The organism is Synechococcus sp. CBW1108 (genome assembly GCF_015840335.1).
In the GTDB taxonomy this organism is placed as follows: Bacteria; Cyanobacteriota; Cyanobacteriia; order PCC-6307; family Cyanobiaceae; genus Cyanobium_A.
In genome coordinates, this window is record NZ_CP060395.1 from 1,745,996 (window position 1) to 1,769,897 (window position 23,902).

27 protein-coding genes and 1 tRNA gene are annotated in these 23,902 nt (G+C 66.4%); 17 read left to right on the top strand and 11 right to left on the bottom strand.

Annotated elements, in window-relative coordinates:
- Positions 1-17 precede the first annotated feature (17 nt).
- Both H8F27_RS09380 and H8F27_RS09385 read right to left on the bottom strand, forming a co-directional pair.
- Positions 18-308, bottom strand: coding sequence for a DUF3181 family protein (locus tag H8F27_RS09380; RefSeq protein WP_197147882.1), 291 nt, complete (start codon positions 306-308; stop codon positions 18-20).
- Complete coding sequence (locus H8F27_RS09385; RefSeq protein ID WP_197147883.1) at positions 305-571, bottom strand: hypothetical protein; 267 nt, start codon at positions 569-571, stop codon at positions 305-307. Before H8F27_RS09385 ends, H8F27_RS09380 begins: the two co-directional genes overlap by 4 nt.
- Before the next feature lie 54 nt (positions 572-625).
- Between H8F27_RS09385 and H8F27_RS09390 the strand changes: the two genes are divergently transcribed.
- From H8F27_RS09390 to H8F27_RS09415, 6 genes are all read left to right on the top strand, one after another.
- Positions 626-699: transfer RNA gene (locus tag H8F27_RS09390), tRNA-Arg, on the top strand.
- A gap of 107 nt (positions 700-806) precedes the next feature.
- Complete coding sequence (gene glyA / locus H8F27_RS09395) at positions 807-2,132, top strand: serine hydroxymethyltransferase (protein WP_197147884.1); 1,326 nt, start codon at positions 807-809, stop codon at positions 2,130-2,132.
- Between the two features lie 54 nt (positions 2,133-2,186).
- Entirely contained in the window at positions 2,187-3,287 is a 1,101-nt protein-coding gene (locus H8F27_RS09400) for a glycosyltransferase family 4 protein (protein ID WP_197147885.1), read from the top strand.
- A gap of 1 nt (position 3,288) precedes the next feature.
- Complete coding sequence (locus tag H8F27_RS09405) at positions 3,289-4,545, top strand: competence/damage-inducible protein A (RefSeq protein WP_197147886.1); 1,257 nt, start codon at positions 3,289-3,291, stop codon at positions 4,543-4,545.
- A 28-nt stretch (positions 4,546-4,573) separates the two neighbouring features.
- Positions 4,574-6,001, top strand: coding sequence for a 3-isopropylmalate dehydratase large subunit (leuC, locus tag H8F27_RS09410; RefSeq protein WP_197153477.1), 1,428 nt, complete (start codon positions 4,574-4,576; stop codon positions 5,999-6,001).
- Positions 5,998-6,612, top strand: coding sequence for a 3-isopropylmalate dehydratase small subunit 2 (locus tag H8F27_RS09415; RefSeq protein WP_197147887.1), 615 nt, complete (start codon positions 5,998-6,000; stop codon positions 6,610-6,612). The genes leuC and H8F27_RS09415 overlap by 4 nt, the downstream gene beginning before the upstream one ends.
- Here the strand turns inward: H8F27_RS09415 and H8F27_RS09420 are convergent.
- Positions 6,599-9,004, bottom strand: coding sequence for a DUF3769 domain-containing protein (locus H8F27_RS09420; RefSeq protein WP_197147888.1), 2,406 nt, complete (start codon positions 9,002-9,004; stop codon positions 6,599-6,601). The genes H8F27_RS09415 and H8F27_RS09420 overlap by 14 nt on opposite strands.
- A 131-nt stretch (positions 9,005-9,135) precedes the next feature.
- Positions 9,136-9,255 (bottom strand): photosystem II reaction center protein I, encoded by a 120-nt coding sequence (locus H8F27_RS09425; RefSeq protein ID WP_006172424.1) that lies wholly within the window; start codon positions 9,253-9,255, stop codon positions 9,136-9,138.
- Between the two features lie 114 nt (positions 9,256-9,369).
- Between H8F27_RS09425 and H8F27_RS09430 the strand changes: the two genes are divergently transcribed.
- On the top strand, positions 9,370-12,273 hold the full coding sequence (locus H8F27_RS09430) for an alpha-mannosidase (RefSeq protein WP_197147889.1): 2,904 nt from the start codon (positions 9,370-9,372) through the stop codon (positions 12,271-12,273).
- Between the two features lie 7 nt (positions 12,274-12,280).
- Here the strand turns inward: H8F27_RS09430 and psbN are convergent, their stop codons facing one another.
- Positions 12,281-12,430 (bottom strand): photosystem II reaction center protein PsbN, encoded by a 150-nt coding sequence (gene psbN / locus H8F27_RS09435; protein WP_197147890.1) that lies wholly within the window; start codon positions 12,428-12,430, stop codon positions 12,281-12,283.
- A gap of 119 nt (positions 12,431-12,549) precedes the next feature.
- Between psbN and psbH the strand changes: the two genes are divergently transcribed.
- Genes psbH through H8F27_RS09455 form a run of 4 tightly spaced genes read left to right on the top strand, consistent with a single transcriptional unit; the run spans position 12,550 to position 14,023 of the window.
- On the top strand, positions 12,550-12,750 hold the full coding sequence (gene psbH / locus H8F27_RS09440; protein WP_190388692.1) for a photosystem II reaction center phosphoprotein PsbH: 201 nt from the start codon (positions 12,550-12,552) through the stop codon (positions 12,748-12,750).
- A 36-nt stretch (positions 12,751-12,786) separates the two neighbouring features.
- A complete protein-coding gene (locus tag H8F27_RS09445) occupies positions 12,787-13,131 on the top strand; it encodes a TatA/E family twin arginine-targeting protein translocase (RefSeq protein ID WP_231596173.1) in 345 nt (114 codons plus the stop codon).
- A gap of 9 nt (positions 13,132-13,140) precedes the next feature.
- Positions 13,141-13,761 carry an aminoacyl-tRNA hydrolase gene (gene pth / locus H8F27_RS09450; protein WP_197153478.1) on the top strand — a complete coding sequence of 207 codons (621 nt, stop codon included), beginning with the start codon at positions 13,141-13,143 and terminating at the stop codon, positions 13,759-13,761.
- Between the two features lie 4 nt (positions 13,762-13,765).
- Positions 13,766-14,023, top strand: a complete 258-nt coding sequence (locus tag H8F27_RS09455; RefSeq protein ID WP_197147891.1) for a DUF3146 family protein — start codon at positions 13,766-13,768, stop codon at positions 14,021-14,023.
- Here the strand turns inward: H8F27_RS09455 and H8F27_RS09460 are convergent.
- Genes H8F27_RS09460 through ntcA form a run of 3 tightly spaced genes read right to left on the bottom strand, consistent with a single transcriptional unit; the run spans position 14,001 to position 16,370 of the window.
- On the bottom strand, positions 14,001-14,480 hold the full coding sequence (locus H8F27_RS09460; protein ID WP_231596174.1) for a resolvase: 480 nt from the start codon (positions 14,478-14,480) through the stop codon (positions 14,001-14,003). The genes H8F27_RS09455 and H8F27_RS09460 overlap by 23 nt on opposite strands.
- Complete coding sequence (locus H8F27_RS09465; RefSeq protein WP_197147892.1) at positions 14,477-15,670, bottom strand: DUF3084 domain-containing protein; 1,194 nt, start codon at positions 15,668-15,670, stop codon at positions 14,477-14,479. Before H8F27_RS09465 ends, H8F27_RS09460 begins: the two co-directional genes overlap by 4 nt.
- Positions 15,671-15,704: 34 nt before the next feature.
- Positions 15,705-16,370, bottom strand: a complete 666-nt coding sequence (ntcA, locus tag H8F27_RS09470) for a global nitrogen regulator NtcA (protein WP_370594404.1) — start codon at positions 16,368-16,370, stop codon at positions 15,705-15,707.
- 284 nt (positions 16,371-16,654) lie between these two features.
- Between ntcA and H8F27_RS09475 the strand changes: the two genes are divergently transcribed.
- Positions 16,655-17,224 carry a cob(I)yrinic acid a,c-diamide adenosyltransferase gene (locus H8F27_RS09475; RefSeq protein WP_197147894.1) on the top strand — a complete coding sequence of 190 codons (570 nt, stop codon included), beginning with the start codon at positions 16,655-16,657 and terminating at the stop codon, positions 17,222-17,224.
- A 43-nt stretch (positions 17,225-17,267) separates the two neighbouring features.
- On the top strand, positions 17,268-17,861 hold the full coding sequence (dcd, locus tag H8F27_RS09480) for a dCTP deaminase (RefSeq protein WP_197147895.1): 594 nt from the start codon (positions 17,268-17,270) through the stop codon (positions 17,859-17,861).
- A 38-nt stretch (positions 17,862-17,899) separates the two neighbouring features.
- On the opposite strand, the gene thyX is transcribed toward dcd, so the two are convergent.
- Together thyX and H8F27_RS09490 are read right to left on the bottom strand one after the other, a co-directional pair.
- On the bottom strand, positions 17,900-18,646 hold the full coding sequence (thyX, locus tag H8F27_RS09485; protein WP_197147896.1) for an FAD-dependent thymidylate synthase: 747 nt from the start codon (positions 18,644-18,646) through the stop codon (positions 17,900-17,902).
- Positions 18,639-19,202: a thioredoxin domain-containing protein gene (locus tag H8F27_RS09490; protein WP_197147897.1), complete on the bottom strand. Its 564-nt coding sequence runs from the start codon at positions 19,200-19,202 to the stop codon at positions 18,639-18,641. Before H8F27_RS09490 ends, thyX begins: the two co-directional genes overlap by 8 nt.
- A 55-nt stretch (positions 19,203-19,257) precedes the next feature.
- Here H8F27_RS09490 and H8F27_RS09495 point away from each other — a divergent pair, with 55 nt between their 5' ends.
- Together H8F27_RS09495 and H8F27_RS09500 are read left to right on the top strand one after the other, a co-directional pair.
- Positions 19,258-19,686, top strand: coding sequence for an NIL domain-containing protein (locus H8F27_RS09495; protein WP_197147898.1), 429 nt, complete (start codon positions 19,258-19,260; stop codon positions 19,684-19,686).
- Positions 19,687-19,696: 10 nt separating this feature from the next.
- On the top strand, positions 19,697-20,173 hold the full coding sequence (locus H8F27_RS09500) for a hypothetical protein (protein ID WP_197147899.1): 477 nt from the start codon (positions 19,697-19,699) through the stop codon (positions 20,171-20,173).
- 11 nt (positions 20,174-20,184) lie between these two features.
- On the opposite strand, the gene H8F27_RS09505 is transcribed toward H8F27_RS09500, so the two are convergent.
- Positions 20,185-22,182 carry a lytic transglycosylase domain-containing protein gene (locus tag H8F27_RS09505; RefSeq protein ID WP_197147900.1) on the bottom strand — a complete coding sequence of 666 codons (1,998 nt, stop codon included), beginning with the start codon at positions 22,180-22,182 and terminating at the stop codon, positions 20,185-20,187.
- Positions 22,183-22,231: 49 nt separating this feature from the next.
- Between H8F27_RS09505 and H8F27_RS09510 the strand changes: the two genes are divergently transcribed.
- Both H8F27_RS09510 and glmM read left to right on the top strand, forming a co-directional pair.
- Positions 22,232-22,471, top strand: a complete 240-nt coding sequence (locus tag H8F27_RS09510; protein WP_231596175.1) for a hypothetical protein — start codon at positions 22,232-22,234, stop codon at positions 22,469-22,471.
- 35 nt (positions 22,472-22,506) lie between these two features.
- Positions 22,507-23,895 (top strand): phosphoglucosamine mutase, encoded by a 1,389-nt coding sequence (glmM, locus tag H8F27_RS09515; RefSeq protein ID WP_197147901.1) that lies wholly within the window; start codon positions 22,507-22,509, stop codon positions 23,893-23,895.
- Positions 23,896-23,902: the final 7 nt, after the last annotated feature.

Sequence of the window (23,902 nt, forward strand, 5' to 3'; positions counted from 1 at the left end):
AGCCAGGTGGCGCAACCTTATCGGCAAAAGGGTTCCAGCACCTCTTCGAGATCGCGCAACTGACCGGCTGGCATGAGTCGGGCAAGGGGCATGCGGGTGGCGCCACCACCGATGGGCACCTGAACGGCCTCAAGCGCCTGACGGGCACACACCTGGGCTCCCTGGTCAATCCGGCCGGCGCATTCGATGGCCAGGGTCTGGGCCAGGCCGGCATCTCCCAGGTAGAGGTGCCAGCCGGCCACCTGCACGTAGAGGCGATCGGCCAGGGCCAGTTCGAGCTCCTTGAGGTCTGAGGCGGTGAGGGTCATGGCTCGGTTTTGGAGCGTTGGTTTTCGGCTGGGGGGGCCGGGCGCATGGCGATCACCCCCCCGGCGTGCACCAGCAGCACTGCCAGCCAGCCAAGGGTGAGCCAGTTGAGGTGAGCCCAGGGATGACGCAGTTCCTGCACGACCCAGAGGCCGCTGTTCAAGGCAGAAAACAGGGCGGCGTGAAGGGTGAGGTTCACGATCCGCTCAAAGTGTCTGTAGGTGGGTTCTTCGGGGTTGGCGGGGCCGTACCAGCGAATCGGCATAGGAGGGGCAGTGATTTGACGGATAGGCCCTTCATGCGGTGAGAATGGGCCAGTGCGCTTGTAGCTCAGCGGATTAGAGCATCTGACTACGGATCAGAGGGTCGGGAGTTCGAATCTCTCCAGGCGCGTTTTTCCCCCCAACCGCCCTCGGGCGGTTTTTTTGTGCCCGATTCGCGACCCATTCCCCGCACTGTGAAGACGTTCCTTACGATCGGAACAAGAATTGAAATCCAACATGGCCCACTCCGGCGGTGCTGCCCTCAACCAGTCTCTCGCTGCCGGGGACCCCGCCATCGCGGCATTGATCGGCAAGGAGCTGAATCGTCAGCAAACTCACCTGGAGCTGATCGCCTCGGAAAACTTCACCTCCCGGGCCGTAATGGAGGCCCAGGGTTCGGTGTTGACCAACAAATATGCCGAGGGGCTGCCGGCCAAGCGCTACTACGGCGGCTGCGAGCACGTCGACGCCATCGAGGAGCTGGCGATCGGGCGGGCCAAGGAGCTGTTTGGTGCCGCCTGGGCCAACGTGCAGCCCCACAGCGGCGCCCAGGCCAACTTCGCCGTTTTCCTGGCCCTGCTTCAGCCCGGAGACACGATCCTGGGCATGGATCTGAGCCACGGCGGCCACCTCACCCACGGCTCGCCTGTGAACGTGAGCGGCAAGTGGTTCAAGGCCGTGCACTACGGCGTCGATGAGGCGACCCAGCAGCTCAATTTCGACACGATCCGCCAGCTGGCCCTGGAGCACAGGCCCAAGCTGATTGTCTGCGGCTATTCCGCCTACCCCCGCACGATTGATTTCGCGGCCTTCCGCGCCATCGCCGATGAGGTGGGCGCCTACTTGCTGGCCGACATGGCCCACATCGCCGGGCTGGTGGCCGCTGGCTTGCACCCCAACCCGGTGCCCCTTTGCGATGTGGTGACCACCACCACCCACAAGACCCTGCGCGGCCCCCGCGGTGGCCTGATCCTCTGCCGCGACGCCGAGTTCGCCAGGCAGTTCGACAAGGCCGTCTTCCCCGGCAGCCAGGGAGGCCCGCTCGAGCACGTGATCGCCGCCAAGGCGGTGGCCTTCGGTGAAGCCCTGCTGCCCTCCTTCAAGGCCTACAGCCAGCAGGTGATCGCCAATGCCCAGGCCCTGGCCAAGCGCCTTCAGGAGCGCGGCATCGCCGTGGTCAGCGGTAGCACCGACAACCACATCGTGCTGGTGGATCTGCGCTCGATCGGCATGACCGGCAAGGTGGCTGACCTGCTGGTGAGTGACGTCCACATCACCGCCAACAAGAACACGGTGCCCTTCGATCCCCAGTCGCCCTTTGTCACCAGCGGTCTGCGCCTGGGCACTGCCGCCTGCACCACCCGCGGCTTCGATCAGGAGGCTTTCGCCGAGGTGGCCGATGTGATCGCCGACCGCCTGCTCAACCCCGAGGATGCCGCCATCGAGCAGCGCTGCCGCAAGCGGGTGGCGGCCCTCTGTGAGCGCTTTCCGCTCTACGCCGAGGAGTCCGGCGCTGATCCTGTCGATGGGCAGCGTCAGCTGCAGCACGCCCGATCCCTGTAGCCGCCCGTAAGGTAGGCGCCAAAGCCCGCCGCCTGCCCGCTTCAGCCTGGTTCTGTGACCCTCACTGAAAGTCCCAACCTGGCGGCCCTGATCACGTTCGCTGTGGCGGCCCTGCTGACAGCTCTGGTGGTGCCTGTGGTGCGTCGAGTTGGGTTGCGCTGGGGTCTGGTGGATGTCCCCGATTCCCGCAAGCAGCACTCCACTCCCATGGTGCGCCTGGGAGGGGTGGGCATTGTCATCTCCTTCAGCCTTGCCCTGGCGCTGGTTTGGCTGCTGGGTGGATTTGCCAACCTGCCCATGGAAAAGGACCAGTTGATCTGGACCACCCTGGCCGGGGCGCTGTGCTTTTTTCTGATCGGCCTGGCCGACGACCTCTTTGCCCTGCCACCCTTGCCCCGCCTGGCTGGCCAGCTGGTGATCGCCATGGTGACCTGGAACGAGGGGGTGAGGATCGGCAGCATTGAGCTGCCCATGGCCTGGCTGGGGGGAGCGGATCTGCTGTTGCAGCTGCCCGATTGGCTGAGTTTGGTCGCCACCTTGATTTGGTTGGTAGGGATCACCAATGCCATCAACTGGCTTGATGGGCTCGATGGGCTCGCCGCTGGGGTGAGCGGCATTGCCGCCGTCGGTCTGTTGTCGGTGAGCTTCAGCCTGCACCAACCGGCGGCTGGCCTGCTGGCGGCGGCTCTGGCCGGCAGTTGCCTGGGCTTTCTGCGCCACAACTTCAATCCGGCCCGCATTTTCATGGGGGATGGGGGTTCCTATTTCCTCGGATTCGCCCTGGCGGCCATCAGCATCGTCGGCCCGGCCAAGGGCCTCACCAGCGTCAGCCTGCTGTTGCCGTTGCTGATCCTGTCGCTGCCGCTGGCCGACATGTCTGCCGTGATCATGGGCCGCCTCAGTGAGGGCCACTCGCCCTTCTACCCCGACCGGCGCCACTTACATCACCGCCTGCTGCGCAGCGGCCTCAGCCATCGCCGCACGGTGCTGCTGATCTATGCCTTCACCCAGTGGCTGGGTTCCCTGGCCCTGGTGCTGGTCAATGCTGAACTGCGCTTTCTCTGGCTGGCGCTCGCCACCGCGTTGCTGATCTGGGTGTTGGTCAGCACCCGTCGTGCCTTGCAACAGCCACCATCCAACCAGGAGCTCGGATGAGGTGACTGCCGAAATCCTCTGCATCGGCACCGAGTTGCTGCTTGGCAACATCACCAATGGCAATGCCCGCTGGATTGCCGAACAGCTGGCGGCCCTAGGCATTCCCCACCACCGCCAGACGGTGGTGGGCGACAACCGCGAGCGGCTGATCGCCGCGGTGCGCGAGGCGGCCGGCCGCTGCCGGCTGCTGATCACCACGGGGGGACTGGGTCCCACCCCCGATGACCTCACCACCGAGGCGATTGCCGCCGCCTTCGGGGTCCCGCTGGTGGAACACCCGGAGGTGTGGTCTGACATTCAGGCCAAGATCACGGCCCGGGGTCGGGCGGTGGCCCCCAGCAATCGCCGCCAGGCCCAGCTGCCCCTGGGGGCGGCCGTGCTGCCCAATCCCGCCGGCACCGCACCAGGGATGGTCTGGACCCCCCCGGCTGGCGTAGGGATCCAGCCCGGGTTCACCGTGCTCACTTTCCCCGGGGTGCCCAGTGAGCTCGAGCTGATGTGGCAGGTCACGGCCGTGGCCTGGTTGCGCGACTCGACCCTGGCGGCTGGGGTGTTCGCGAGTCGGATGCTGCGCTTTTGGGGGGTGGCCGAATCCAGCCTGGCCGAGCAGGTGGCCGATCTGCTGGCGGGCGAGAACCCCACCGTGGCCCCCTACGCCGGGGCCGGGCAGGTGAAGCTGCGGATCACGGCCCGGGCCAGCACGGCGGTGGAGGCGGCGGCACTGCTGGCGCCGGTGGAGGCCGAGCTGCGCCGTCGCACCGGCAGCCTCTGTTTCGGCAGCGACGACGACAGCTTGGCCTCGGTGGTGTTGCAGTTGTTGCGGCAGCGGGGCCAGACGCTGGCCGTGGCTGAGAGCTGCACGGGCGGCGGCCTGGGGGCAGCCCTGGCGGCGGTGCCGGGGGCTTCAGATGTGTTTCTTGGCGGGGTGATCGCCTATGCCAACGCAGTCAAGCAGGAGTTGCTGGCGGTGCCGCTGGCCGCCCTTGAGGCTGACGGAGCGGTGAGTGATTCGGTGGCCACAGCCATGGCCGAGGGGGTTCGCCGCAGGACAGGAGCCACCTGGGCCCTCGCCGTGACCGGCGTGGCCGGGCCCGGGGGAGGCAGTGGCGATAAGCCCGTGGGGTTGGTGCATATCGCCCTCGCCGGTCCGGCTGGCTGCAGCAGCGAGGGGGTGCGCTTCGGCAGCAGCCGGGGGCGCAGCTGGATCCAGTTGCTGACGGTGGGTGAGGCCCTCAATCGACTGCGGCTGGCCCTCTAGGGTGTGGGCAAATGTGTCTGCATCCGCTTTGAGCGCCGGCACCCTCTACGACAAGGTCTGGGATCTGCACCGGGTGGCGGAACTTCCCGGCGGCTCCACCCAGCTCTTTATCGGCCTGCATCTCATCCATGAGGTAACCAGTCCCCAGGCCTTCGCTGCCCTCAACGAGCTGGGCCTGAGTGTGCGGCACCCCGAGCGCACCGTCGCCACGGTTGATCACATCGTGCCCACCACCTCCCAGGCGCGGCCCTTCGCCGATCCCTTGGCCGAGCAGATGCTGGCCACCCTGGAGGCCAACTGCGCTGAGCACGGGATCACCCTGCATGGCATCGGCAGCGGCCGCCAGGGGATCGTGCACGTGATCGCCCCCGAGCTCGGCCTGACCCAGCCCGGCATGACCGTCGCCTGCGGCGACTCCCACACCTCCACCCACGGGGCCTTCGGCGCCATCGCCTTCGGCATCGGCACCAGCCAGGTGCGCGACGTGCTGGCCAGCCAGAGCCTGGCGATGGGCAAGCTCAAGGTGCGGCGCATCTGGGTGGACGGGCGGCTGCAGCCCGGGGTCTTCGCCAAGGATCTGGTGCTGCATGTGATCCGCAGCCTGGGGGTGAAGGGCGGTGTGGGCTATGCCTACGAGTTCGCCGGCCCGGCGATCGAGGTGCTCTCGATGGAAGAGCGCATGACCCTCTGCAACATGGCGATCGAGGGCGGTGCCCGCTGTGGCTACGTCAACCCCGACCAGACCACCTTCGACGATCTGAAGGGTCGGCCCTTTGCACCTGCCGGTGCGGCCTGGGATCGGGCCGTGGCCTGGTGGAGCAGCCTGGCCAGTGGGCCAGATGCGCTGTATGACGACGAGGTGCGCTTCGATGCAACCGCCATCGCCCCCACCGTGACCTGGGGAATCACCCCGGGCCAGGGCATCGGTGTCGACGAAGCTGTACCCACCCTCGAGCAGACCCCCCCAGACGAGCGCCCCCTGGCCCAGGAGGCCTATCGCTACATGGACCTCCAGCCAGGCAAGCCGATAGCCGGCACGCCGGTGGATGTGTGTTTCATCGGCAGCTGCACCAACGGCCGTCTCTCCGATCTGCAGGCGGCTGCAGCCGTGGCGAAGGGCCGCCGGGTGGCCCCCGGCATCAAGGCCTTTGTGGTGCCTGGTTCCGAGCAGGTGGCAGCCGCTGCTGAGGCTGAGGGGCTCGATCGGGTATTCCTGGCGGCCGGCTTCGAGTGGCGAGAACCCGGCTGCTCGATGTGCCTGGCCATGAACCCCGATCGCCTCGAGGGCCGCCAGATCAGTGCCAGCTCCTCCAACCGCAATTTCAAGGGCCGCCAGGGTTCCGCCAGTGGCCGCACCCTGCTGATGAGCCCAGCGATGGTCGCCGCAGCAGCCATCGCTGGCAAGGTCAGCGATGTGCGCCAGCTGTTGCCCACCATGCCGTGCCAGCAGCGATGACCAGTACGCCATTCCCCATGGGCCCCATACCAGCCCTGCGCGGCCGGGCTGTGGTTGTGGCCGGAGACGATATCGACACCGATCGGATCATCCCGGCCCGCTTCCTCAAGTGCATCACCTTTGAGGGGCTGGGCAGCCAGGTGTTCGCCGACGACCGGGCCGAACGCCCCGCCAGCCACCCCTTTGATCACCCAGCAGCGCAGGGTGCTTCCCTGCTGGTGGTGAATCGCAACTTCGGTTGTGGATCCAGCCGGGAACATGCGCCCCAGGCCCTGATGCGCTGGGGTATTCGGGCAGTGGTGGGGGAGAGCTTCGCTGAGATTTTCTATGGCAACTGCCTGGCCCTGGGCATCCCCTGTTTCACGGCCCCCCATGACGAGGTGCTGAGCCTGCAGGCGGCACTGGCCGCCATCCCCACGCTGGAGCTTGTCGTTTGCCTCGATACCCTTCGCCTCGAAGCAGCTGATGGCCAGAGTTGGCAGCTTGAGTTGCAGACAGGCCCACGCCAGATGCTGCTCTCCGGTCAGTGGGACGCCACCTCGCAGTTGCTCGCAAATGGCGCTGAACTCGATCGCCTGGTTGGGGCCTTGCCCTATCTCAACGGCTTCTAGGCCTGGGCACGAAGGGGGTGCCGGTGCCGGCGAAGTTGAAGTCGTTGAGTTTGACCCGGATGCCGCCAATGCCGTCGTAAGGGCTATAGAAAACCCCGATTTCATAGGAGCGCCGTTGCAGTTTCAACTCCATATAGGAATAGGAAGCATCGCCGTAAAACTCCGAGCGGTTATCAATATTGAAGGTGGCGCCAGCTTCAACTACCAGCGGCCCATAGATCTGCTGGGCCACCTGGAAACTTACCGTGCGTAGGTCCACGGTTCGGTCAAAGCCAAACGGGCTGGCCCCGTTCAAAAAAGTGCCGGCAATGGAGGCCGAGAAGCGGGTGTAATCGAAAAAGGGTTTGTCAAATTGGCCAATGGTGAGGGCTGGGCCACCCCAGAGGGTGAGCGTGTTCTGACTGGCGCCGTCGCTGTAGCTGGCTACGTAGCCGCTCGCGCCAAAGTCGAGCCCAAAGCCTGGAACTACCGGGGAGGGTGCATAGCGAAAGCCGCGGGTGGGGTCATCGCTGGTATCGAGAGCTGCTCCCTGCCAGAGCTGAAGGGTGCTGCTGATAGCCAGGTTGGCGTAGCTGCGCCAAATTGTTTCGAGGGTGTTGGTTTCGAATAGTGTTGCTTCGTAGTTGCCGGATTGGGCGGCCCAATTTATACTAACTGGCTGAAAGAATGGCCCTTTGCTGCGTGGGACGGTTGCTTGTTCGATCGCCTGCTCGGTTGCCTGATCTGTTGGGTCGGGTGTTTTAGATGGCCGGGGTGATTTTGGTTTATTGAGCACTACACTGCCTGCAAAATTGGCGCCATAGGAATACACCACCGTTTGCAATCCTAGGCTGCCATTGTAAATGCGCTCCCGGTAAGAGCCAAAAAGGCTGGCGCTGGCGCTGTTGTGGCCTGGCAGGGCCAGAGGGGCGCTCAGCTGGCCGGTGCTGCGGGTGCCGGAGCGGAAATTGTCGGGATTGAAGGTGGACAGGCTGGCCAGGGCGTTCAGGGAAAGCCAGCCCATCGGCAGGTTGAGCGCGGCCAGCAGGCCGAACATGTCAGCGAGGGTGGCTGGCTGGTCAGTGTTGGGGTTGGCCAGGCTCTCGCCTGGCAATACGAAGCTGTTGGTGTTGCCTTCAAAGGCCCGTTGCAACATCAGTTGCGGTTGGAGCCGCAGGCTGCCGTTGCGCCCGAGCCTGATCGGATCGAGGTTGTAGCCGATAAAGAAGCCATCGCGATCCTGGTTGTCGGTATCGGCGGCCCAGCGTGTTTCCTCCTCGCCAATGGTGGTGTTGACAATCGCGGGCAGGGAAACCTTGCCATCTAGCAGTATCTGCGCCCTACGCCCCTTGATCTTGGTCACCCCGCGCTCGTCCATGACGGCCTCCACCTTGCGGGCAATGCTCCAGGAGGCCGCAGGGGTGAAGGGATCGTTGGTGAAGGCCACCTCTTCGGCTGTCCAGCGCTTGGCCTGAATTTTGATCTGGGCGCCCTGGAAGCGCAGACGGCTGACCTTGCCCCCCGAGAGCGAGGGGGGCCGGTATCCATAGCCGGCGTTGTTGAGGGAATCGTTGGTGTCGATAACGGCGTCAAGATTGAGCTTTAGCTGGGTGCCCCAGCTTTGTTGATAGGCCACATTGCGCACCCGTTGCTCAGCTGAAGTGAGTTGTTCCGGTTCGCCCGCGCCCGCGCCCGCTGCTAGCTGCTGCTGCTTGGCTGGGGTTTCGCCTGGCAGGGGGCCGAAGGCCACAGATTCGAGCGCCTGGTTCAAGCTCAGAGCAGGTCTGGTGAATTCACTGCCGGGGCAGCCGGCTGGAGGGGGCATGGTCGGCAGGTTGGCGCGACCAGGGGGGATAAGCCGCACAAGGCTTTTTTTCCCCGGGTCGGCCACCAGGGGTGGACAGGCAAAGGAGGGCTTTTGGGCAACGGTTGGTTGGTCACTGAGCAGGGTGTCCTGGTCAATGACGCCGTAGACATCATCCAATTCACCGGTCCCTTCCAGTTCGCTGTAGCGCAGCCGGCTGGCCTGAAGATATTGATCCCCCTTGCTGAGTCGCACCTGGCCAGAGATGTAGATGCTGCGACTCTTTTCTGCCATTTCCACCCGCTCGGCCTGGAGCAGCCAGCCGTTGAAGCGAGCTTCCACATTGCCCGTGGCCACGAAGCGATTCAGTTGCTGGTCGTAGCCCTGCTGGTCGGCCCTGATCACCACCAAGCTCGGGGTCGGCTCAGTCGATGGGGATGGAGCAGGGTCGGTTCCCTGGCCTTGGGGGCTGGGCTTCTCTGCCGCCAGGCTGGCCCCACTCAGCAGGCTGGGCATCAGGATCGCTGGAAGCAACAGCAGCGCCAGGTGGCGGCGCGTTAGAAGTTTCCAGCTAAAAAATTTGGCCGGGAGGTTCAAGCCAAGTTGCATTAGCCCCAAGGCCTGATTTGCGTTGAATTTGCCTGGGGAATGGGACAGCTCATGCACACGAATGCTCTCTGGATAATCGCCCTATTGGCGGGATTATTCCATAGAGATCCGGCGGCCTTAGGCCCCAGTGGTCAGTCTTCGAGGTCTTTACGGCTGGGGGTGCGGCTGGGATCGCTTGCCAGGAAGCCAAACACGAAGATCCCGATAAAGAAGAAAACGACCGAGTAAACCGAGATCTTGAGGGCGAGCATGGTTCGGCCTTGGGGAACAGCGGACGGGTGACAGGGAGTGACAGGCGCTTGGGGGAGCCTGCTCGACCCCGCGGCGGCGGGATCATCCTATGGGTCTTGGCTTGCTATCCAACGATGCCCGAGGCCCCTCCACCAGGGCAGCCCCCGAGGATTGAAACGTTTCAGTCACGTTCGCAGCCCCGCGGAGCCCGATGGGATCTGCAGCCGCTGTGGAGCTGGCCACAGGCCGAGGGTGGCCAGGGCCAGGCCCTGGCCGATCCCTGGGGGGCGCTGCATCGCCCCGACTGGCACTCGCGGGGACTGCTGATCTGGCCCCGGGGTGGCCAGTGGCGCCGGCTGAGGCTGGAGCTGGCCTGTCCGGATCCCTGGCGGCAGCTCCAGGTTCCCGCTCAGGTGGCCCAGGCCCGTCTGGTGTTGCGCTGGTGGGCTGATAAGGCCGAACTGCGGGTGGATGGCCAGGTAGTGCATGGCGGCGATCTGTTTGATACGGCCTGTCGCTGGGTGTTGCCCCAGCGCTGGTGGCAGGGGGAGGCCCTGCTGATTGAGCTGCGGCTGCGCAGCCCTCTCCACGACGACGGGGCCTTGATCGAGAGTCGCCTGGAGCTCGAACCCCTGGATCCGGCGGACCCCGCCGGCCTGTTGGCCGAAACCAAGGCTGAGCTGGCCCAGCTGCGGGCCGGCCAGCCCCTGCGCGGCGGCTTCCACCTGCTAGGCCACGCCCACCTGGACCTGGCCTGGCTGTGGCCGGTGGCCGATACCTGGCAGGCGGCCGAGCGCACCTTCTCTGCTGCACTGGATCTGATCGAGCGCTTCGGCGAGCTCCATTTCGCCCACTCCACGCCGGCCCTCTACGCCTGGTTGGAGCAGTACAGGCCTGAGCTGTTCACCCGCCTGCGCCGGGCGGTCGCAGCCGGTCGGTTCGAGCCGATCAATGGTCCCTGGGTAGAGAGCGATTGTGTGTTGATCAGCAGCGCCTCGCTGTTGCGCCAGTTTCAGCTGGGCCAGCACTACAGCACCACCACCTTTGCGGAGCTGGAGCACGCCCTGGCCTGGCTGCCGGACAGCTTTGGCTTCGCCGCCGGTCTGCCGGCCGTGGCCCGCAGCACTGGCGTGCGTTGGTTCTGCACCCACAAGCTCTTCTGGAACGCTACCAATCCCTTTCCCCACCGGCTGTTTCGCTGGCGCAGCCGCTGTGGTGCCGAGCTGCTGGCCCTGATGACTGCCCCGATCGGCACCGATGGGGATCCGCTGGCGATGGAGCGCTATCGCCTGGCCTGGCAGGCGGCGACGGGGGTGGACGGGACCCTCTGGCTGCCTGGGGTTGGCGACCATGGCGGCGGCCCTACGGCAGAAATGCTTGAGCAGCTGCGGCTCTGGCAACAGCAAGACGAGGCCGCACCCCAGCGGCACGGCAGCCTGCGGGCCTACCTGGCCGAGCTCGAGCCGCTGGCCCGGCGGCTGCCGGTGTGGCGCGATGAGCTCTACCTGGAGCTGCACCGGGGCTGCGCCACCTCCCGTCCCGATCAAAAGCGCCACAACCGCACCCTGGAGCGCCTGCTGAGGGAGGCGGATCTGGCCCAGGCGTTGGCCGGTTCAGGCCCGTCGGTTGCCTGGGAGACCTTGCTGTTCCAGCAGTTTCACGACATCCTGCCGGGCACCTCGATTCCGGAGGTGTTTGACCAGGCTGAGCCCCAGTGGCGGGCCGCCCGCCGCCGCGCCTGCTTCCTAAGGGATCGGGCCCTGCAGGCCTGGCTAGGGCCCTGCCGGGGCTGGTGGGTTGCCCAGCTGCAGCCCCTGGCAGCTCGGGCCCGCACCCTGAGGTTGCCAGCGGGCCGCTGGAGCCATACCGGCCTTGAGCTGCCGGCCCAGGCGGCCCGCGGCGGCGGCCAGTGGCTGCAGTTGCCTGCTCTGGCCGGGGTGGATGCGCTGGAGCTGGAGCTGGATCTAGAGCTGGAGCGCAGGGCCGGATCCCCCGCTGGCGTGGCAGCGCCCGTGTGGGTCGAGGGCTGGCGCTGCGGCAATGGTTTGGTGAGCTTTGAGCTGGGCCCCCAGGGCCTGGAGCAGCTCTGGGATGGCACGGGCCAGCCCCAGCTCGGGGCTCCCCTGGCCTGGCGGCGCTACGCCGATCGGGGTGAGTTCTGGGATGCCTGGGATATCGCCGCCGACTACCGGGAGCAGCCGCTGGAGTGGGCTTGGCAGGGCGAGCCGACCTGGCTCGAGTGCGGACCGCTCTGCACCAGTTTTCTGTGGCGCGGCTGTTGCGGTGCCAGCCGGCTGCGGCTGGAGGGGCGCTTGCTGGCCAACACCCCCTGGTTGGAATTGGTGCTGAGCGTTGATTGGCGCCAGCGCCACGAGTTGCTGCGCCTGGAGGTCCCCCTGGCCCAGCCGGCGGACCGCTGGGCTGCCGACACCTCCGGGGGGGTGCTCGAGCGGCCGGCCCAGCCGGTCACGGCCCGGGAGCGGGCCCGCTGGGAGGTGGCGGCGATCAGCTGGATCGCGTCGGTGGCTGCAGATGGGGGTCTGGCGGTGTTACTCGATGGCCCCCAGGGGGTTTCGGCGAGCCCGAGCCAGCTGGGCGTGTCCCTGCTGCGGGCCCCCACCTGGCCTGACCCTGGCGCCGATAACGGCCGCCAGCGGCTGCGGCTGGCCCTGATGCCCTGTCGCCTGGGTTGGGGCCGCGCCGGGGTGCCCCAGCAAGCCGTGGCCTTTCGCGAGCCTCTCTGGCTGCGGCCGGCGGCGGTCCAGGCCCGGCCTGCCCCGCGCCCGTCCTTGCCTTGCCTGGGGGAGGGCTTGCTGCTGTTGGGTTGCCGGCCTTCTGGGGCGACAGGAACAGTGGTGCTGACCGTGCAGAACTGCTCCCCGTGTCGCCGCCGCCTGAAATTGGGCCCCAACTGGCAGTTGCTGCAGCGTCTCGATGGGCTGGAGAGGCCCCTGCCCCTAGATCAGCTGCCAGGCGGGGATCCCTGCTTGCTGCTGCCCTGGAGCATCGGTTTTTGGCGCTTCTCAGTCTTCCCTTAGTCGTCTCTCAGTCGTCGTGGTCGTCGAAGGGGTCGGTGAGACCCTTTGACGGGGGGCCGAAGGCCTGATAGACCCCAAAACCGGTGAGGGCCAGGAGCACCGCCAGCACGGCAAGGGCCACGGAGAGGGCCGGTGAGCTGGTGGTGGTTGGATCCATGGCTAGGGAAAGGTGCAGGTGTCGGGTTGCGTCACAACTCTCGACGCCCAAGCGCGGCAGGGCGCTCAGGCCCCTTACAGTAACGGGAGCGATTCAATGCCCGAGGGGCTTCTGCAGACATGGCCCAACGCACCCGCCTCGGCGACATCCTGCGGCCACTCAATTCCGAGTACGGCAAGGTTGTTCCCGGTTGGGGCACCACGCCCGTGATGGGCATCTTCATGGTGCTGTTCCTGGTGTTCCTGCTGGTGATTCTCCAGCTGTACAACAAGTCGCTGCTGCTAGAGGGCATCACGGTCAACTGGAATGGACTTGGCTGAGGCCGCGGCCATTCCTCCCCTGCCAGAACCGGTTCCATGAACATCTTTGGCATTGGACTTCCCGAAATGGCGGTGATCGCCGCCATCGGGCTTCTGGTGTTCGGCCCGAAGCGCTTGCCGGAGCTAGGTAAAACCCTGGGTCGCACCCTCAAGGGGTTCCAGTCGGCCTCCTCCGAATTCGAGAAGGAATTCAAATCAGCCATCACTACTGCCGACGTCACCACTACTGAAATCACCACTGCCAACCTGCCCGAGGTGCGACCTGGCGAGATTCAGGCAGTTGGGCAGGCGGTAGGTCAAGCCGTTGGCCAGGCGGTCGGGCAGGTAGTTCAGTCCGAAGCTGGAGGGCTGCACCAGCCCGTTGACGGCCCGCCCGCCTGAGCTCGGGTGATTGCGACCAGTTCGGCCCTACAGCTGGTGGCAGGTCTGGGTAACCCCGGGGCCAACTACGCCGCCACCCGCCACAACGTTGGCTTCATGGCCCTCGAGCGGCTGGCCGCCGCCGCAGGCTCCTCCTTTCGCCAGCAGACCAAGCTGCGCGGCCTGCTCGCCGAGGTGGGTCAGGGTGCGGCCCGGCTGCGCCTGTTGATGCCCCAGACCTACATGAACGAAAGCGGCCGCTCGATTCGTGCCGCCCTCGACTGGTTTGGCCTGGATCCGGCCCAGCTGCTCGTTGTGGTCGACGACATGGACCTGCCCTTGGGCAAGCTGCGGCTCCGGGCCAGGGGTAGTGCGGGAGGCCATAACGGCCTGCGCAGCACTATCAATCATCTCGGCACCCAGGATTTTCCCCGGCTACGCATCGGCATCGGGGCCCCCGCCGAGGATCCGGCCGAACGCCGCGCCCAAACCATCGGCCACGTGCTGGGGCGCTTCAGTGCCGCCGAGCAGCCCCTGCTGGAGGCGGTGCTCAGTGAGGTGGAAACGGGGATTGGTCTGATTCAAAGCCTGGGCCTGGAGCGGGCGGGGAATCGGCTCAACGGTTTTCAGCCCCACGGCACGCCAGCATGAGTCCATGGCCCAGCTACCCGCCACCACTGCCCAGCTCCGCGTCCTGCATCAGAGCTTCAGCCAGCGGGTGCTGGAGGGAGAAATCAGTGCCGGTGGGTATCGCTGGAGTTTCCGCTGGGCGTTTGACCGCGGCGAACTGAGTGTGGAGCCCTCCCTAGGGCGGGCCCTGATCCAGGACGCCTTGCTGCGCTACCTGCTCAAGGTGGATTACCAGCTGGAACCCGGCGGCGACTATGTGTTCACGGTGCGGGCCCGTTTTTAAACCCATCCGCTGGCCACTGGCGCAGCACCTCGCCGTAGCGGCGCCGCAGCGGTTCCCCCAGCCAGCGTTCCAGCAGCAGCTGGGCTACGACGTCGTCAATATCCCTTGGGGGCAGCCGCAGGCCGGTGGGCAGTAGGCGCATCCAGGGGTTTGGCGGATCCAGCTCCCAGTAGCGCTCGCGGGCGGCCAGGCTGCTGCCGCGCTCATCAACCAGGGTCAGCTCCAGGTTGAGTTGGCGCAGTAGGGGGCGCCAGGGGTGACTGCCGGTGCCGTTGCCCAGAATCACCCTGGCCAGGCCGCGTTGCTGCCAGGCCTGCAGCAGGCCCTGGCTGGCTGGGGGAGGCAGGATTGCCGCCTCCAGGACTTGCCCCTGGGATGCATCGGCCAGCACCAGGCCACATTTGCTGTTGCCTGGGTCGAGGCCGGCGATCAACGCTGACGCCTGCATGCCGGTCATGGGCGCCGGGGCCCCCTCGGGATGTCGTCCGCCGGCGGTCGCAACCAGCGCAACTCGACTGCAATCGGATCGGGGGTGTCGGCATCGCGCAGCACCACGGCTTCCAGCTGCACCACCTGGCCAGCGGGTCTTTCGCCCAGGGCCCGACCCAGTTGGTTCAGGCTGGCTGCGTCGAATTGCAACCCCTCCACCAGGGTGCCCTGGCGCTGGGCGCGGGCATAGGCCGCCGCCAGCAGCAGGTTCAAGCGGCGGTTGATGCCATCTAGGCCGGTGAGGTCTCCCTCCACCGTGGTGCTGGCCAGCACCTCGCCGGCCTTGACGACGGGTCGATTTGGCCGCAAGTCGGGGAAGGCCAGCACCTGGCGCTCCCCCCGCAGCACGTTGGCGGCCGAGAGGATGCTCACCACCCAGCGGCCGGGCTTGGCGAGCAGCTCCTCCAGTTTGGCGATGTCGTTTCTGGGCACCAGCAGGATCTGGCGATCCGGTGGTTGGCCCGGTAACACCCGGCGGAAGGCGTTGATGTTTGCCTGCTGCAAAAGGGCCGTGATCACCTGCTGGGCTTGCTCGGGGCGTTCCAGGGCCACCTTGGCGCTGGAGAGGATTTGCCCGCTGGTGATCACCACATCGCCGCGGCGCAGGGCGATCAGGTTGCTTTCCAGATCCTTGAGCTCTTGGGCTCCCGCCGCAATTCGCTTGCGCACCTGGCTCAATTCGGCCTCGGTGCGGCCAATCTCCGCGTCCCGGTCCCGCACTTCGAGGTTGAGCCGGGAGCGCTCCTGCTCCAGGCGATTGCGCTGGGCGACCAGGGGGGCCAGTTCCTGCCGCAGCTTGCTGGCACGGGCCTGGGCCTGCTCAAAGCGCTGCTGGGCATCTCGCTTGCCCTGTTCGGCTCGGTTGAGCTCCAGCTGACTGCTGGCCAGCAGGCGACGACTATTGGCCAGGCGCTCCTCCAGTTGGTCGAGTTCAAACAGGCCTGTGCGCAGGCGTTCGCTCACCAGCAGCATCAGGCCGAGGGAGATGGCACTGATCAGGCTGCCGGTGAGCACCGTGATCAGAACGGCGGTGTTGCGGGGCCGCAGCCTGAACAGGCTCAGCCGCGCCTTGCCCACCCGGCTCCCCAGACGGTCGCCCAGGTTGGAGAGCACTCCGCCCAGCACCAGCAGCGTCAGGATCAGCAGCCAACCCGTCACGTGCGTCTGCGACCGGCCCCAGTATCTCCGGAGTTCAGCTGAAGCGCTTGGCCAGGGCGATGGGATCAAACACCGTTATCTTCTTACGGTCGATCTGCACCAGGCCATCGTTGCGCAGATCCCCGAGCAATCGGGTGATGGTCACCCGGGTTGAGCCGATCGCTTCGGCGATGGCCTGGTGGGAAAGACGCAGATCAATGGTGATTCCTTGGCTGCTGGGAACCCCAAAGTCGCGGCAGAGCACCAGGAGGAAACTGACCAGCCGTGAACTCATGTCCCGGTGGGTGAGGGTTTCGATCATCGTTTCGGTCTGCAGAATCCGCGAGGAGAGACCTTGAAGCAGTAGGAGCCCCACGCTGGCATCCTGTTCGATCGCCTTGCGCACGGAGGTCGCCGGCGCGGTGACAATCTCCACCCGGGTGAAGGCGATGGCGTGATAAAAGCGATCTGAGCGCTGGCCCGTGAGCAGGGAGAGGACGCCGAATAGGCTGTTCTCACGCAGCAGGGCAACGGTGATCTCCTCACCGGATTCGTAGACCCGTGACAGGCGCACGGCACCGCGGCGCAAAAGATAGACCCGTTCGGCCGGATCACCGGGGAAAAAGATAGTTTTTCCCCGCTCTATTGTTTCGGCAGTGCTGCCGGCCAGCCCGCGGATCACTTCCTGCAGGGTGGGACCCGCCTGACTGGCACTGCCCATACCCGCCACCGAACCCGGGGCCCCTGTGGTTGGAGTGTTGGCGGTACGGCTGAATCCGTGGGTAGCGCCAACCATTACGGCTCTGGCATATCTCGGGACCTTAAGGATCGCCTGTAGGGATCCCTGTAGCAATACACACGGTTTCCTGGCTCTCCCCCTGGGACGATAGGCGTTGGTACAGGTGTTTCCGCTAGGGATGGGGTCGGATGCTTGTGAAGCGACCCGATGCCGCTACATTCAGCTTCGCGCAGTCGCCCATCAGCGGCTGTCGTTTCAGAGAGTTCATGACCGCCAGCTTGCCCCTTGCCCCAGTCACCCCGGCCCCCGTGCTGCGTCTGGTAGCCCAACAGGAGGGGCTGCTGCAGATTCACACGGCTCCGTTTCGGGGCAGTTTTGGGTCGGTGTTGAGCCAGGCCCTGCGGACCGCCGGCCTGGGTAGCAGGGTGCTGGTGAGCCAGTTGCTCAAGGGAGGGGTGGATCAGGGGCTCGAAAGCAGCCTTTGGCTGTGTGGGCGCCTGCAGTGGCTGCGGCCCGGGGTGCCCTACTGCATCTCGGAGCCGGCGGCCAGCCAGTCTGAGGAGTTGACTGCCCAGTCGCTGGCGGCCCAGTCTCTAGCGGCAGTGCAGCAGGTGTGGGCCTACAGCCGAGAGCGGCTGCTCAGTGGGGCAGTAGACCTGCTGGTGCTTGATGAGCTCGGGCTGGCAGTGGAGCTGGGCTATCTCGATAAAGCTGAGGTGCTTGCCACCCTGGAGCGCCGTCCGGTCCATCTGGATGTCATTGTGACCGGCCCGGCCATGGCTCCTGAATTGATGGCCATGGCCGACCAGGTCACCAAGCTGCGGCGTGGTCTCTAGGGGCTTTTGATGGCCCCGTCGTTCCTGTTTCCCCTTCCCGTCAATGCTCAAGAACGACCGCTGGATCAATGAGCAGGCCGCCTCCGGGATGCTTCAGCCCTTCCAGTCGAGCCTGGTGCGCCACCTGGATCCGGATACGGCTAGCTCGCCGGTGCTCAGCTACGGCTGCTCCTCCTATGGCTACGACCTGAGGCTCTCTGCTAAGGAGTTTTTAATTTTCCGGCACGTGCCTGGCACGGTGGTGAACCCGAAGCGGTTCAATCCCGCCAACCTCGAGCCCGCACCCCTAAATCAGGATGGGGACGGGGTCTATTTCATTCTGCCGGCCCACTCCTACGGCCTCGGTGTGGCGCTGGAGAAGATGAAAGTGCCCGCCAATATCACCGTGATTTGCCTGGGTAAGAGCACCTATGCTCGTCTAGGCATCATCGTCAACACCACGCCGGCTGAGGCGAGTTGGGAGGGCCATCTCACCCTTGAGTTCAGTAATTCCTCGGGAGCCGATTGCCGCATCTACGCCAACGAGGGTATCTGCCAGCTGTTGTTCTTTGAGGGGGATCCCTGCGCAACCACCTATCATGATCGCGCTGGCAAGTATCAGCACCAACCAGAGCGGGTCACCCTGGCGCGTATTTAGGGCTGCCGGAGGAATAGCAGACGCTGGGGTATGGCCCGCTAGGGGGCCAACCGAGCCTTGTGCAGCCGGCTCTTCTCGTACCAGTCGGCAAACTGGGGGGCCCAGGCCTGCAGGTGGGGCCAGATCAGGACGCAGAGTTCGCGTATTTCCTGCTGGGCATCGAGTTTGGCCCGCAGGTCGAGGAAGTGCAGCAGGGCCCGCAGTGTAAAGCTAACCACGAAGTGCTGGCGGTAATCAAAGGGCAGGATGCCGCGGGCGTGCTCCTCGGCGAAGCCGGCGGCCAGCAGGTCGCGGTAGCGCTCGGCGGCGGCGCGGCAGAGCTCCAGATCGATAGCGCGCTGCCCTATCGAATAGTGATACTTCTTGCCCTTGCGGTCGCTGTAATCGCAAACGGGCCGGAGATAGAACACCTCCTCCAGCTCCAGTTCGCCCCGGGCGGCGCGGCAGATGCGCTCGCCCGTGTAGCGCATCGACTGCACATCAAAGCTCACCCCCACCCGGTGGGTGCGGGCCTGTTGCATCACCGAGTGGGGAAACCAGCCCACATTGAGCACGATCTGGGCGTGCTCGAGGGGGCCGTAGTGGCCTCGCTCTCCGGCCAGTAGCCGTTTGACGCAGATCTCGCCAGCTTGGGTCTCATCGGGCCAGTTGGCCCGATCGGCGGCCACGAACCCCTCGCTGTAGTCCTGGTGCATGCCCGCATAGACGCACTGCTGCGGGTTGGGGGTGGCGGCGATCAGCTCAACGCGGAAGCGGGGATCAAGGGACACGGCGGCTTCAGCCATGGCTGCGGGGTGAGGCCATGGTGCCAGCTTCTGCGGCCTTGGGCTCGGGATCGCTGCCAAGGGCACTGACCTGGCCTACCCCCGCCAGCTGGGGCAGGGGCTGGCCGCTGAGCAGGGCGTCGCTGAGGGCCTGCAGTTCGCCGGCGCTGCGGGCGCCGATGGCCCGGCCCACGGCCACCCCGGTGGCATCAAACAGCTCAAGCTGGGGAATGCCGTTGACCGCATAGCGCTCCAGCTCCGCTTGCCAGCGGGGGTTGTCCACATTGAGCAGCACGACATCGAGCTGGCCGCGGTGCTGGACTTCCACTCTCTCCATGGCTGGAGCCATGCTGCGACAGGCTTCGCACCAGTCGGCATAGAACTCCACCAGAGTTGGCCTCCCGTTGTGGAGAGCCACCTGCAGGTCGAGGGACTGGCGAGCCAGGCGCTCCAGCGGGGCTTCCGGGTGGAGGCCACCGCGGAACCACAGCAGGCCGGCGGCAAGTAGGGCCGCCAGCAGCAGTAGCAGCAGCCTTTCGCCCTGGCCCAGAGCTGGGGTGGGGGGGGAATTCACCATGACCTCACTTTGGCAGTGCTTGCTAGCGTTGTGAGCAAGGCAAAGGGGCCTCCCTGTGAAACGGCGCCTCATCCTCCATTTCCCCCGCGAGGCGGTGCACCAGCCGATCACCTATCGGCTGGCGGTGGACTTTGACATTGCCGCCAAGATTCTCAAGGCCCAGATCGCGCCCAACCAGAGCGGCACCATGGTGGTGGAGCTGTCGGGTGACATCGATGAGCTGGCCGCGGCGGAGACCTGGCTGGAAAGCCAGGGGCTTTCGCTCAATCGGGCCCCGGCCCAGATCAGCATCGATGCCCAGCTTTGCGTCGATTGTGGCCTCTGCTCGAGTGTGTGCCCCAGCGGGGCCCTGGCTCTGCATCAGCCCGTCTGGCAGTTGCAGTTCGATGCGCAACGCTGTCTGGTCTGTGAGCAGTGCATTCCGAGTTGCCCCCTAGATGCGATTGCCCTGGTGCTGGCCCCACCCGTGAAAGCGACACCGTGAAATCAAAACCGTGAAGGCGATCTGGAGGCTGCTGCTGTTGCCCGTGCGGGCCCCGATGCTGCTGGTTCTGGCGGTGGTTTCGGTGTACGAAGGGCTGCATTGGAGCCAGCCGCTCGAGGGCGCGGCGTCTTCGGGCATGGGCCAGTTATCCAGCCTGTTCTGGTCGATTGATTTCCTCCATGCCCTGCTGGTGGTGCTGGTCTGCACCATGCCCGATCTGCTGCTGCAGTGGATCTCCAGCTTGATGGCGGCCAGCCGGGTGATGAGCCTGGTGGTCAGCCTGCTGAGCGTGACGGTGGTGGCGCTTTACATGCTCCACCTTGCGGTGCTGGCCAATGTGCTGATCCTGGGTTCGACGGTGCTCCTGGCTCGCCTGGACCTGGCCAGGGTGCGTGTGGCTCCTCCGCCCCTGCTCCTGGCGGGGGCCCTGGGTGTACTGGTGTTGGCCGGGGCGGCCCTGGGGCGCCGGCTTGCTAGCGGCTTCTAATACCCCAGTGCCTAACAGCGCGGTGTGGGCCGCTGCTGGAAGCTCCAGAGATTTCCCAGCACTTTTTTGACGTAAAGCCGGGTTTCCGGATAGGGAATTGCCTCGATCCACAGTTCAGGTTGCAGCTGCAGCTGGGGATTCACCCAGCCGGCCACGGCGCCGGGCCCGGCGTTGTAGCTGGTGACCATCAGCACCGGATTGCCCTGCCACTGGCGCCGCAGGTTGCTGAGATAGAGGGCCCCGAGCCGGGCATTGCGCCCGGGATCGCTGAGGGCCCCTGGCGGCAAGGGACCTCCAGCAAGCTCGGCGGCCGTTTCCGGCATCAGTTGCAGGAGCCCCACGGCGCCGGCACTGGAGCGCACCCCTGGGCTGAAGCGCGATTCCTGTTTGGCCACGGCCGCCAGCAGGGTCGCCGGTAGGCCGGCCTCGGCCGCCGCCTGCTCCAGTTCCGCAACGAAGCTGGCGGTCTGCAGACTGCTGGCGAGCACCCTGCCCAGGCCGCAGGCCTGGTTGGTGGGGAGCCGCAGGCTGGCCTGCTCCAGTTGGCCCAGGCCGATCCAGTGGTCGCCCACGGCCCGGCGCAGCCGGCCTTCCAGCACCAGCTCCTCAGGGGCCCTGGGAGGGGCTGGGCGTTGGCTGCGCCAGTGCTCCCAGGCCTCCAGGGATTGGTCCAGTCGCCAGAGCCGCTCGAGCTCGCGATCGCCGCTGCCGAGCGGTTGCCAGACGGCAGGCGACAGGGCTGGGCTGGCGGCCGGATCGAGGCTGAGATCGCCCCGCCCCAGCCGCAGCGCGGCCCGCCAGCCGTAGTAGCCATGGGGATGGTGCTTGAGCAGGTTGCTCCAGGTTGCCCGGGCCTGGTTGCGTTGACCCTGCTGCCACTGGCTGAAGCCCAGCCAGAAACGCTGGCGGCCCACCAGCCCCACTGGCAGATGGCGCTCGATTGGGGCGCTCAGGAAAACCTGGGCCCCGCTCCACTGACCTGCCAGCAGGGCCTGGCGGGCCCGTTGCCATTGCAGCTCCCAGCTGGCTGGATGGTTGGGCCAGCGTTGCAGCACCGCCAGCACGGCGCTGCTGCCAGGGCTGTCGAGGGCGCGGCGGGCCTGAACCGGGGTTGTGTATTGCAGGGCTGCCGGCAGCCTGGTGAGGGCCTGCAGGCTGGAGGCCCCTGGCTGGTCGCTGAGCAGGCTGACGGCCTCCACGGCCAGGGGGGAGTGGGGCCTGGAGCTGGCCAACTCGAGCAGCAGGCCCTGGCCAAGGGCCTGCTGGGAGGCGTTGCCGCTGAGCAGGGTTTTGGCCAGGGCCAGTTTGGTTTCCGGGCCGGGTGGCTGACCCTGGAGGCATGCCGAGGCGGCTTCCCCGTCGCCGAGCTGGGCCAGGGCCAGGGCCAGCTGGTCCCGCTGGAGGGGGTTGGGCGGGGCCGTTTTGCTTTGGCAAGCCTGGCGGAACTTCGCGCCGGCTCCGGGCCAGCGCAAGCCATGGCGGGCCAGGTGCAGGGCCCCATCGCGCCTGGATGGGGCCGAGGGGCCTGCTTCCAGGGCCGCCGCCAGGGCGGCCGGGTGGGCGGGGAAGCGCTGGAGCAGCAGCTTGCGCAGCCTGGGCTGGTCGCGCCCCAGGGCGTAGAGCCCATCGGCGGCAGCAGGTGTCTGGGGGAAGCGGCGCAGCAGTTGCCGCCAGAGCTTTTGCGCCGCTGGAGCATCGCCAAGGGCTGCCGCTGCCAAGGCATCGCGCTTGAGCACCAAAGCTGCCAGGGGATCCCTGCCCCAGCCCTGGCCCCGTAGGAGCCGGCGGCTGAGGACGGGGTCAGGCCCCTGGCGGGCCAGCAGCAGCAGGTTGGCCTCACGCCGTCGCTGCGGATCCAGGCTGAGGGCGCGCACCAGTGCCAGGCTGCTGCTGGGGGTGGTGGGATCGGCGGCAGGGATCTGGGTGAGAAGCGCCCGGCCACCCACCAGGAGGGTGCCGCTGCCCAGGCAGGTGATGGCCAACAACAGGGGGAGGCGGGCCAGGTTCATCGACGGCGCGATTCGGTCATTCTGGGCAGGACTAGATCCGGCTTGGCTGGTGCGATTCCATCCTCTTCCTCTCTCCCTTCCCTTCTCCCTTCCCCCCTACCTTTCCAGCCTGCCGGGCGCGCCCCAGCGGCTGCGGGCGCTGCGGGTGCTGGCTGGGGTGGGTTTGGTGCTGCTGCTGAGGCCCTGGTGGCCACTGAACTTGCTGCCTGGCTGGCTGGTGGGGCTGCTGCTGCTCTGGGCCCTGGGGGAGCTGGTGCGCTGGGTTTGGTGGCCCCGTCGTTGGCGCTGATCGACGTAGCCTGAGCCCCCCTGGGGCATCCGTCCATGGCCGAGCTGGCTTCCCATCCCGTTGGCCATCCCCTGCGGAGTGGCGTTGCCGGTTTCGGCACCGATGGCATCCGCGGCCGCGTCGGCACCCAGCTGAGTCCGGCCTTGGCCATGCAGGTGGGTTATTGGTGCGGCCAGGTGCTGCCGCCATCCGGCCCGGTGTTGATTGGGATGGATTCCCGCTGCAGCGGTCCGATGCTGGTGGCCGCACTCACTGCGGGCCTCACCGCCGCCGGCCGGGAAGTGTGGACCCTGGGTGTTTGCCCCACGCCGGCAATCCCTGGGGCGATCCGTCGCCTGGGGGCGGCCGGCGGGCTGATGGTTTCGGCCAGTCACAACCCCCCCCACGACAACGGCATCAAGGTGTTTGGTGCCTCCGGTGCCAAGTTGAGTCGCGGCCAGCAGCAGGCGATTGAGGCTGGGCTCCAGGGAGTGGGGCCCGCCGGTGGCTTCGGCGGTAATGGGGTCGTGCACGCTCGCCAGGAGCTGCTGGCCGACTACCAGCGGGCCCTGGTGGCCAGCGTGCTGGGGCGGCGTCTGGATGGGTGCTCGATCGTGCTCGACCTCTGCTGGGGCGCGGCGACGGCCTGTGGCGAGGCGGTCTTTCGGGCCCTGGGAGCCAAGCTCACGGTGCTACATGGTGAACCCGATGGCGAGCGCATCAACGTGGGCTGTGGCAGCACCCACCTGGAGCCCCTTAGGCGGGCCGTGCTCGACCAGGGCGCTGCGATGGGTTTTGCCTTTGATGGCGATGCCGACCGGATGCTGGCGGTTGATGGCCGGGGCCGGGTGGTCGATGGCGACCAGATCCTCTACCTGTGGGGAACCTCCCTACTGGCTGAGGGCCAGCTGCCGGCAAACCGGATCGTTGCCACCGTGATGTCGAATCTGGGCTTCGAGCGGGCCTGGCAGGCCAAGGGCGGAGTGCTGGAGCGCACCGCTGTTGGTGATCAATATGTGCACCAGGCGATGGAGCAGATGGGGGCGGGTCTAGGCGGCGAGCAGTCGGGCCATATCCTCTCGGCCCGCCACGGCATGAGTGGCGACGGGTTGCTTACGGCCCTGCAGGTGGCCACCCTGTTGCACCGTTCCGGCCAGAGCCTGGCTGGCTGGATGGACAGCAGCTTCAAGCCCTATCCCCAGATTTTGGTAAATGTGACGGTGCCCGACCGCCAGCGGCGCCAGCAGTGGCAGCAGTGCGAACCCCTGCGCCTGGCCGTAGATGCGGCGGAGGCGGCCATGGACGGTTGCGGCCGGGTGCTGGTGCGGGCCAGTGGCACCGAGCCCCTGCTGCGGTTGATGGTGGAGGCGGACGATCAGAAGTTGGTGGATCACTGGGCCTCCCAACTGGCCAGGGAGGCCGAGCAGCACCTCAACGCGGCTTAGATCTAAT

Coding starts and splice junctions, on each gene's coding strand:
- glmM (WP_197147901.1), top strand. CDS start 22,507: ATGGCCGAGCTGGCTTCCCATCCCGTTGGCCATCCCCTGCGGAGTGGC.
- psbH (WP_190388692.1), top strand. CDS start 12,550: ATGGCCCAACGCACCCGCCTCGGCGACATCCTGCGGCCACTCAATTCC.
- H8F27_RS09380 (WP_197147882.1), bottom strand. CDS start 308: ATGACCCTCACCGCCTCAGACCTCAAGGAGCTCGAACTGGCCCTGGCC.
- H8F27_RS09460 (WP_231596174.1), bottom strand. CDS start 14,480: ATGACCGGCATGCAGGCGTCAGCGTTGATCGCCGGCCTCGACCCAGGC.
- ntcA (WP_370594404.1), bottom strand. CDS start 16,370: ATGGGCAGTGCCAGTCAGGCGGGTCCCACCCTGCAGGAAGTGATCCGC.
- thyX (WP_197147896.1), bottom strand. CDS start 18,646: ATGGCTGAAGCCGCCGTGTCCCTTGATCCCCGCTTCCGCGTTGAGCTG.
- H8F27_RS09415 (WP_197147887.1), top strand. CDS start 5,998: ATGACCAGTACGCCATTCCCCATGGGCCCCATACCAGCCCTGCGCGGC.
- H8F27_RS09445 (WP_231596173.1), top strand. CDS start 12,787: ATGAACATCTTTGGCATTGGACTTCCCGAAATGGCGGTGATCGCCGCC.
- H8F27_RS09425 (WP_006172424.1), bottom strand. CDS start 9,255: ATGCTCGCCCTCAAGATCTCGGTTTACTCGGTCGTTTTCTTCTTTATC.
- H8F27_RS09455 (WP_197147891.1), top strand. CDS start 13,766: ATGGCCCAGCTACCCGCCACCACTGCCCAGCTCCGCGTCCTGCATCAG.
- H8F27_RS09385 (WP_197147883.1), bottom strand. CDS start 571: ATGCCGATTCGCTGGTACGGCCCCGCCAACCCCGAAGAACCCACCTAC.
- H8F27_RS09420 (WP_197147888.1), bottom strand. CDS start 9,004: ATGCAACTTGGCTTGAACCTCCCGGCCAAATTTTTTAGCTGGAAACTT.
- H8F27_RS09505 (WP_197147900.1), bottom strand. CDS start 22,182: ATGAACCTGGCCCGCCTCCCCCTGTTGTTGGCCATCACCTGCCTGGGC.
- H8F27_RS09430 (WP_197147889.1), top strand. CDS start 9,370: ATGCCCGAGGCCCCTCCACCAGGGCAGCCCCCGAGGATTGAAACGTTT.
- H8F27_RS09490 (WP_197147897.1), bottom strand. CDS start 19,202: ATGGTGAATTCCCCCCCCACCCCAGCTCTGGGCCAGGGCGAAAGGCTG.
- glyA (WP_197147884.1), top strand. CDS start 807: ATGGCCCACTCCGGCGGTGCTGCCCTCAACCAGTCTCTCGCTGCCGGG.
- H8F27_RS09475 (WP_197147894.1), top strand. CDS start 16,655: ATGACCGCCAGCTTGCCCCTTGCCCCAGTCACCCCGGCCCCCGTGCTG.
- dcd (WP_197147895.1), top strand. CDS start 17,268: ATGCTCAAGAACGACCGCTGGATCAATGAGCAGGCCGCCTCCGGGATG.
- psbN (WP_197147890.1), bottom strand. CDS start 12,430: ATGGATCCAACCACCACCAGCTCACCGGCCCTCTCCGTGGCCCTTGCC.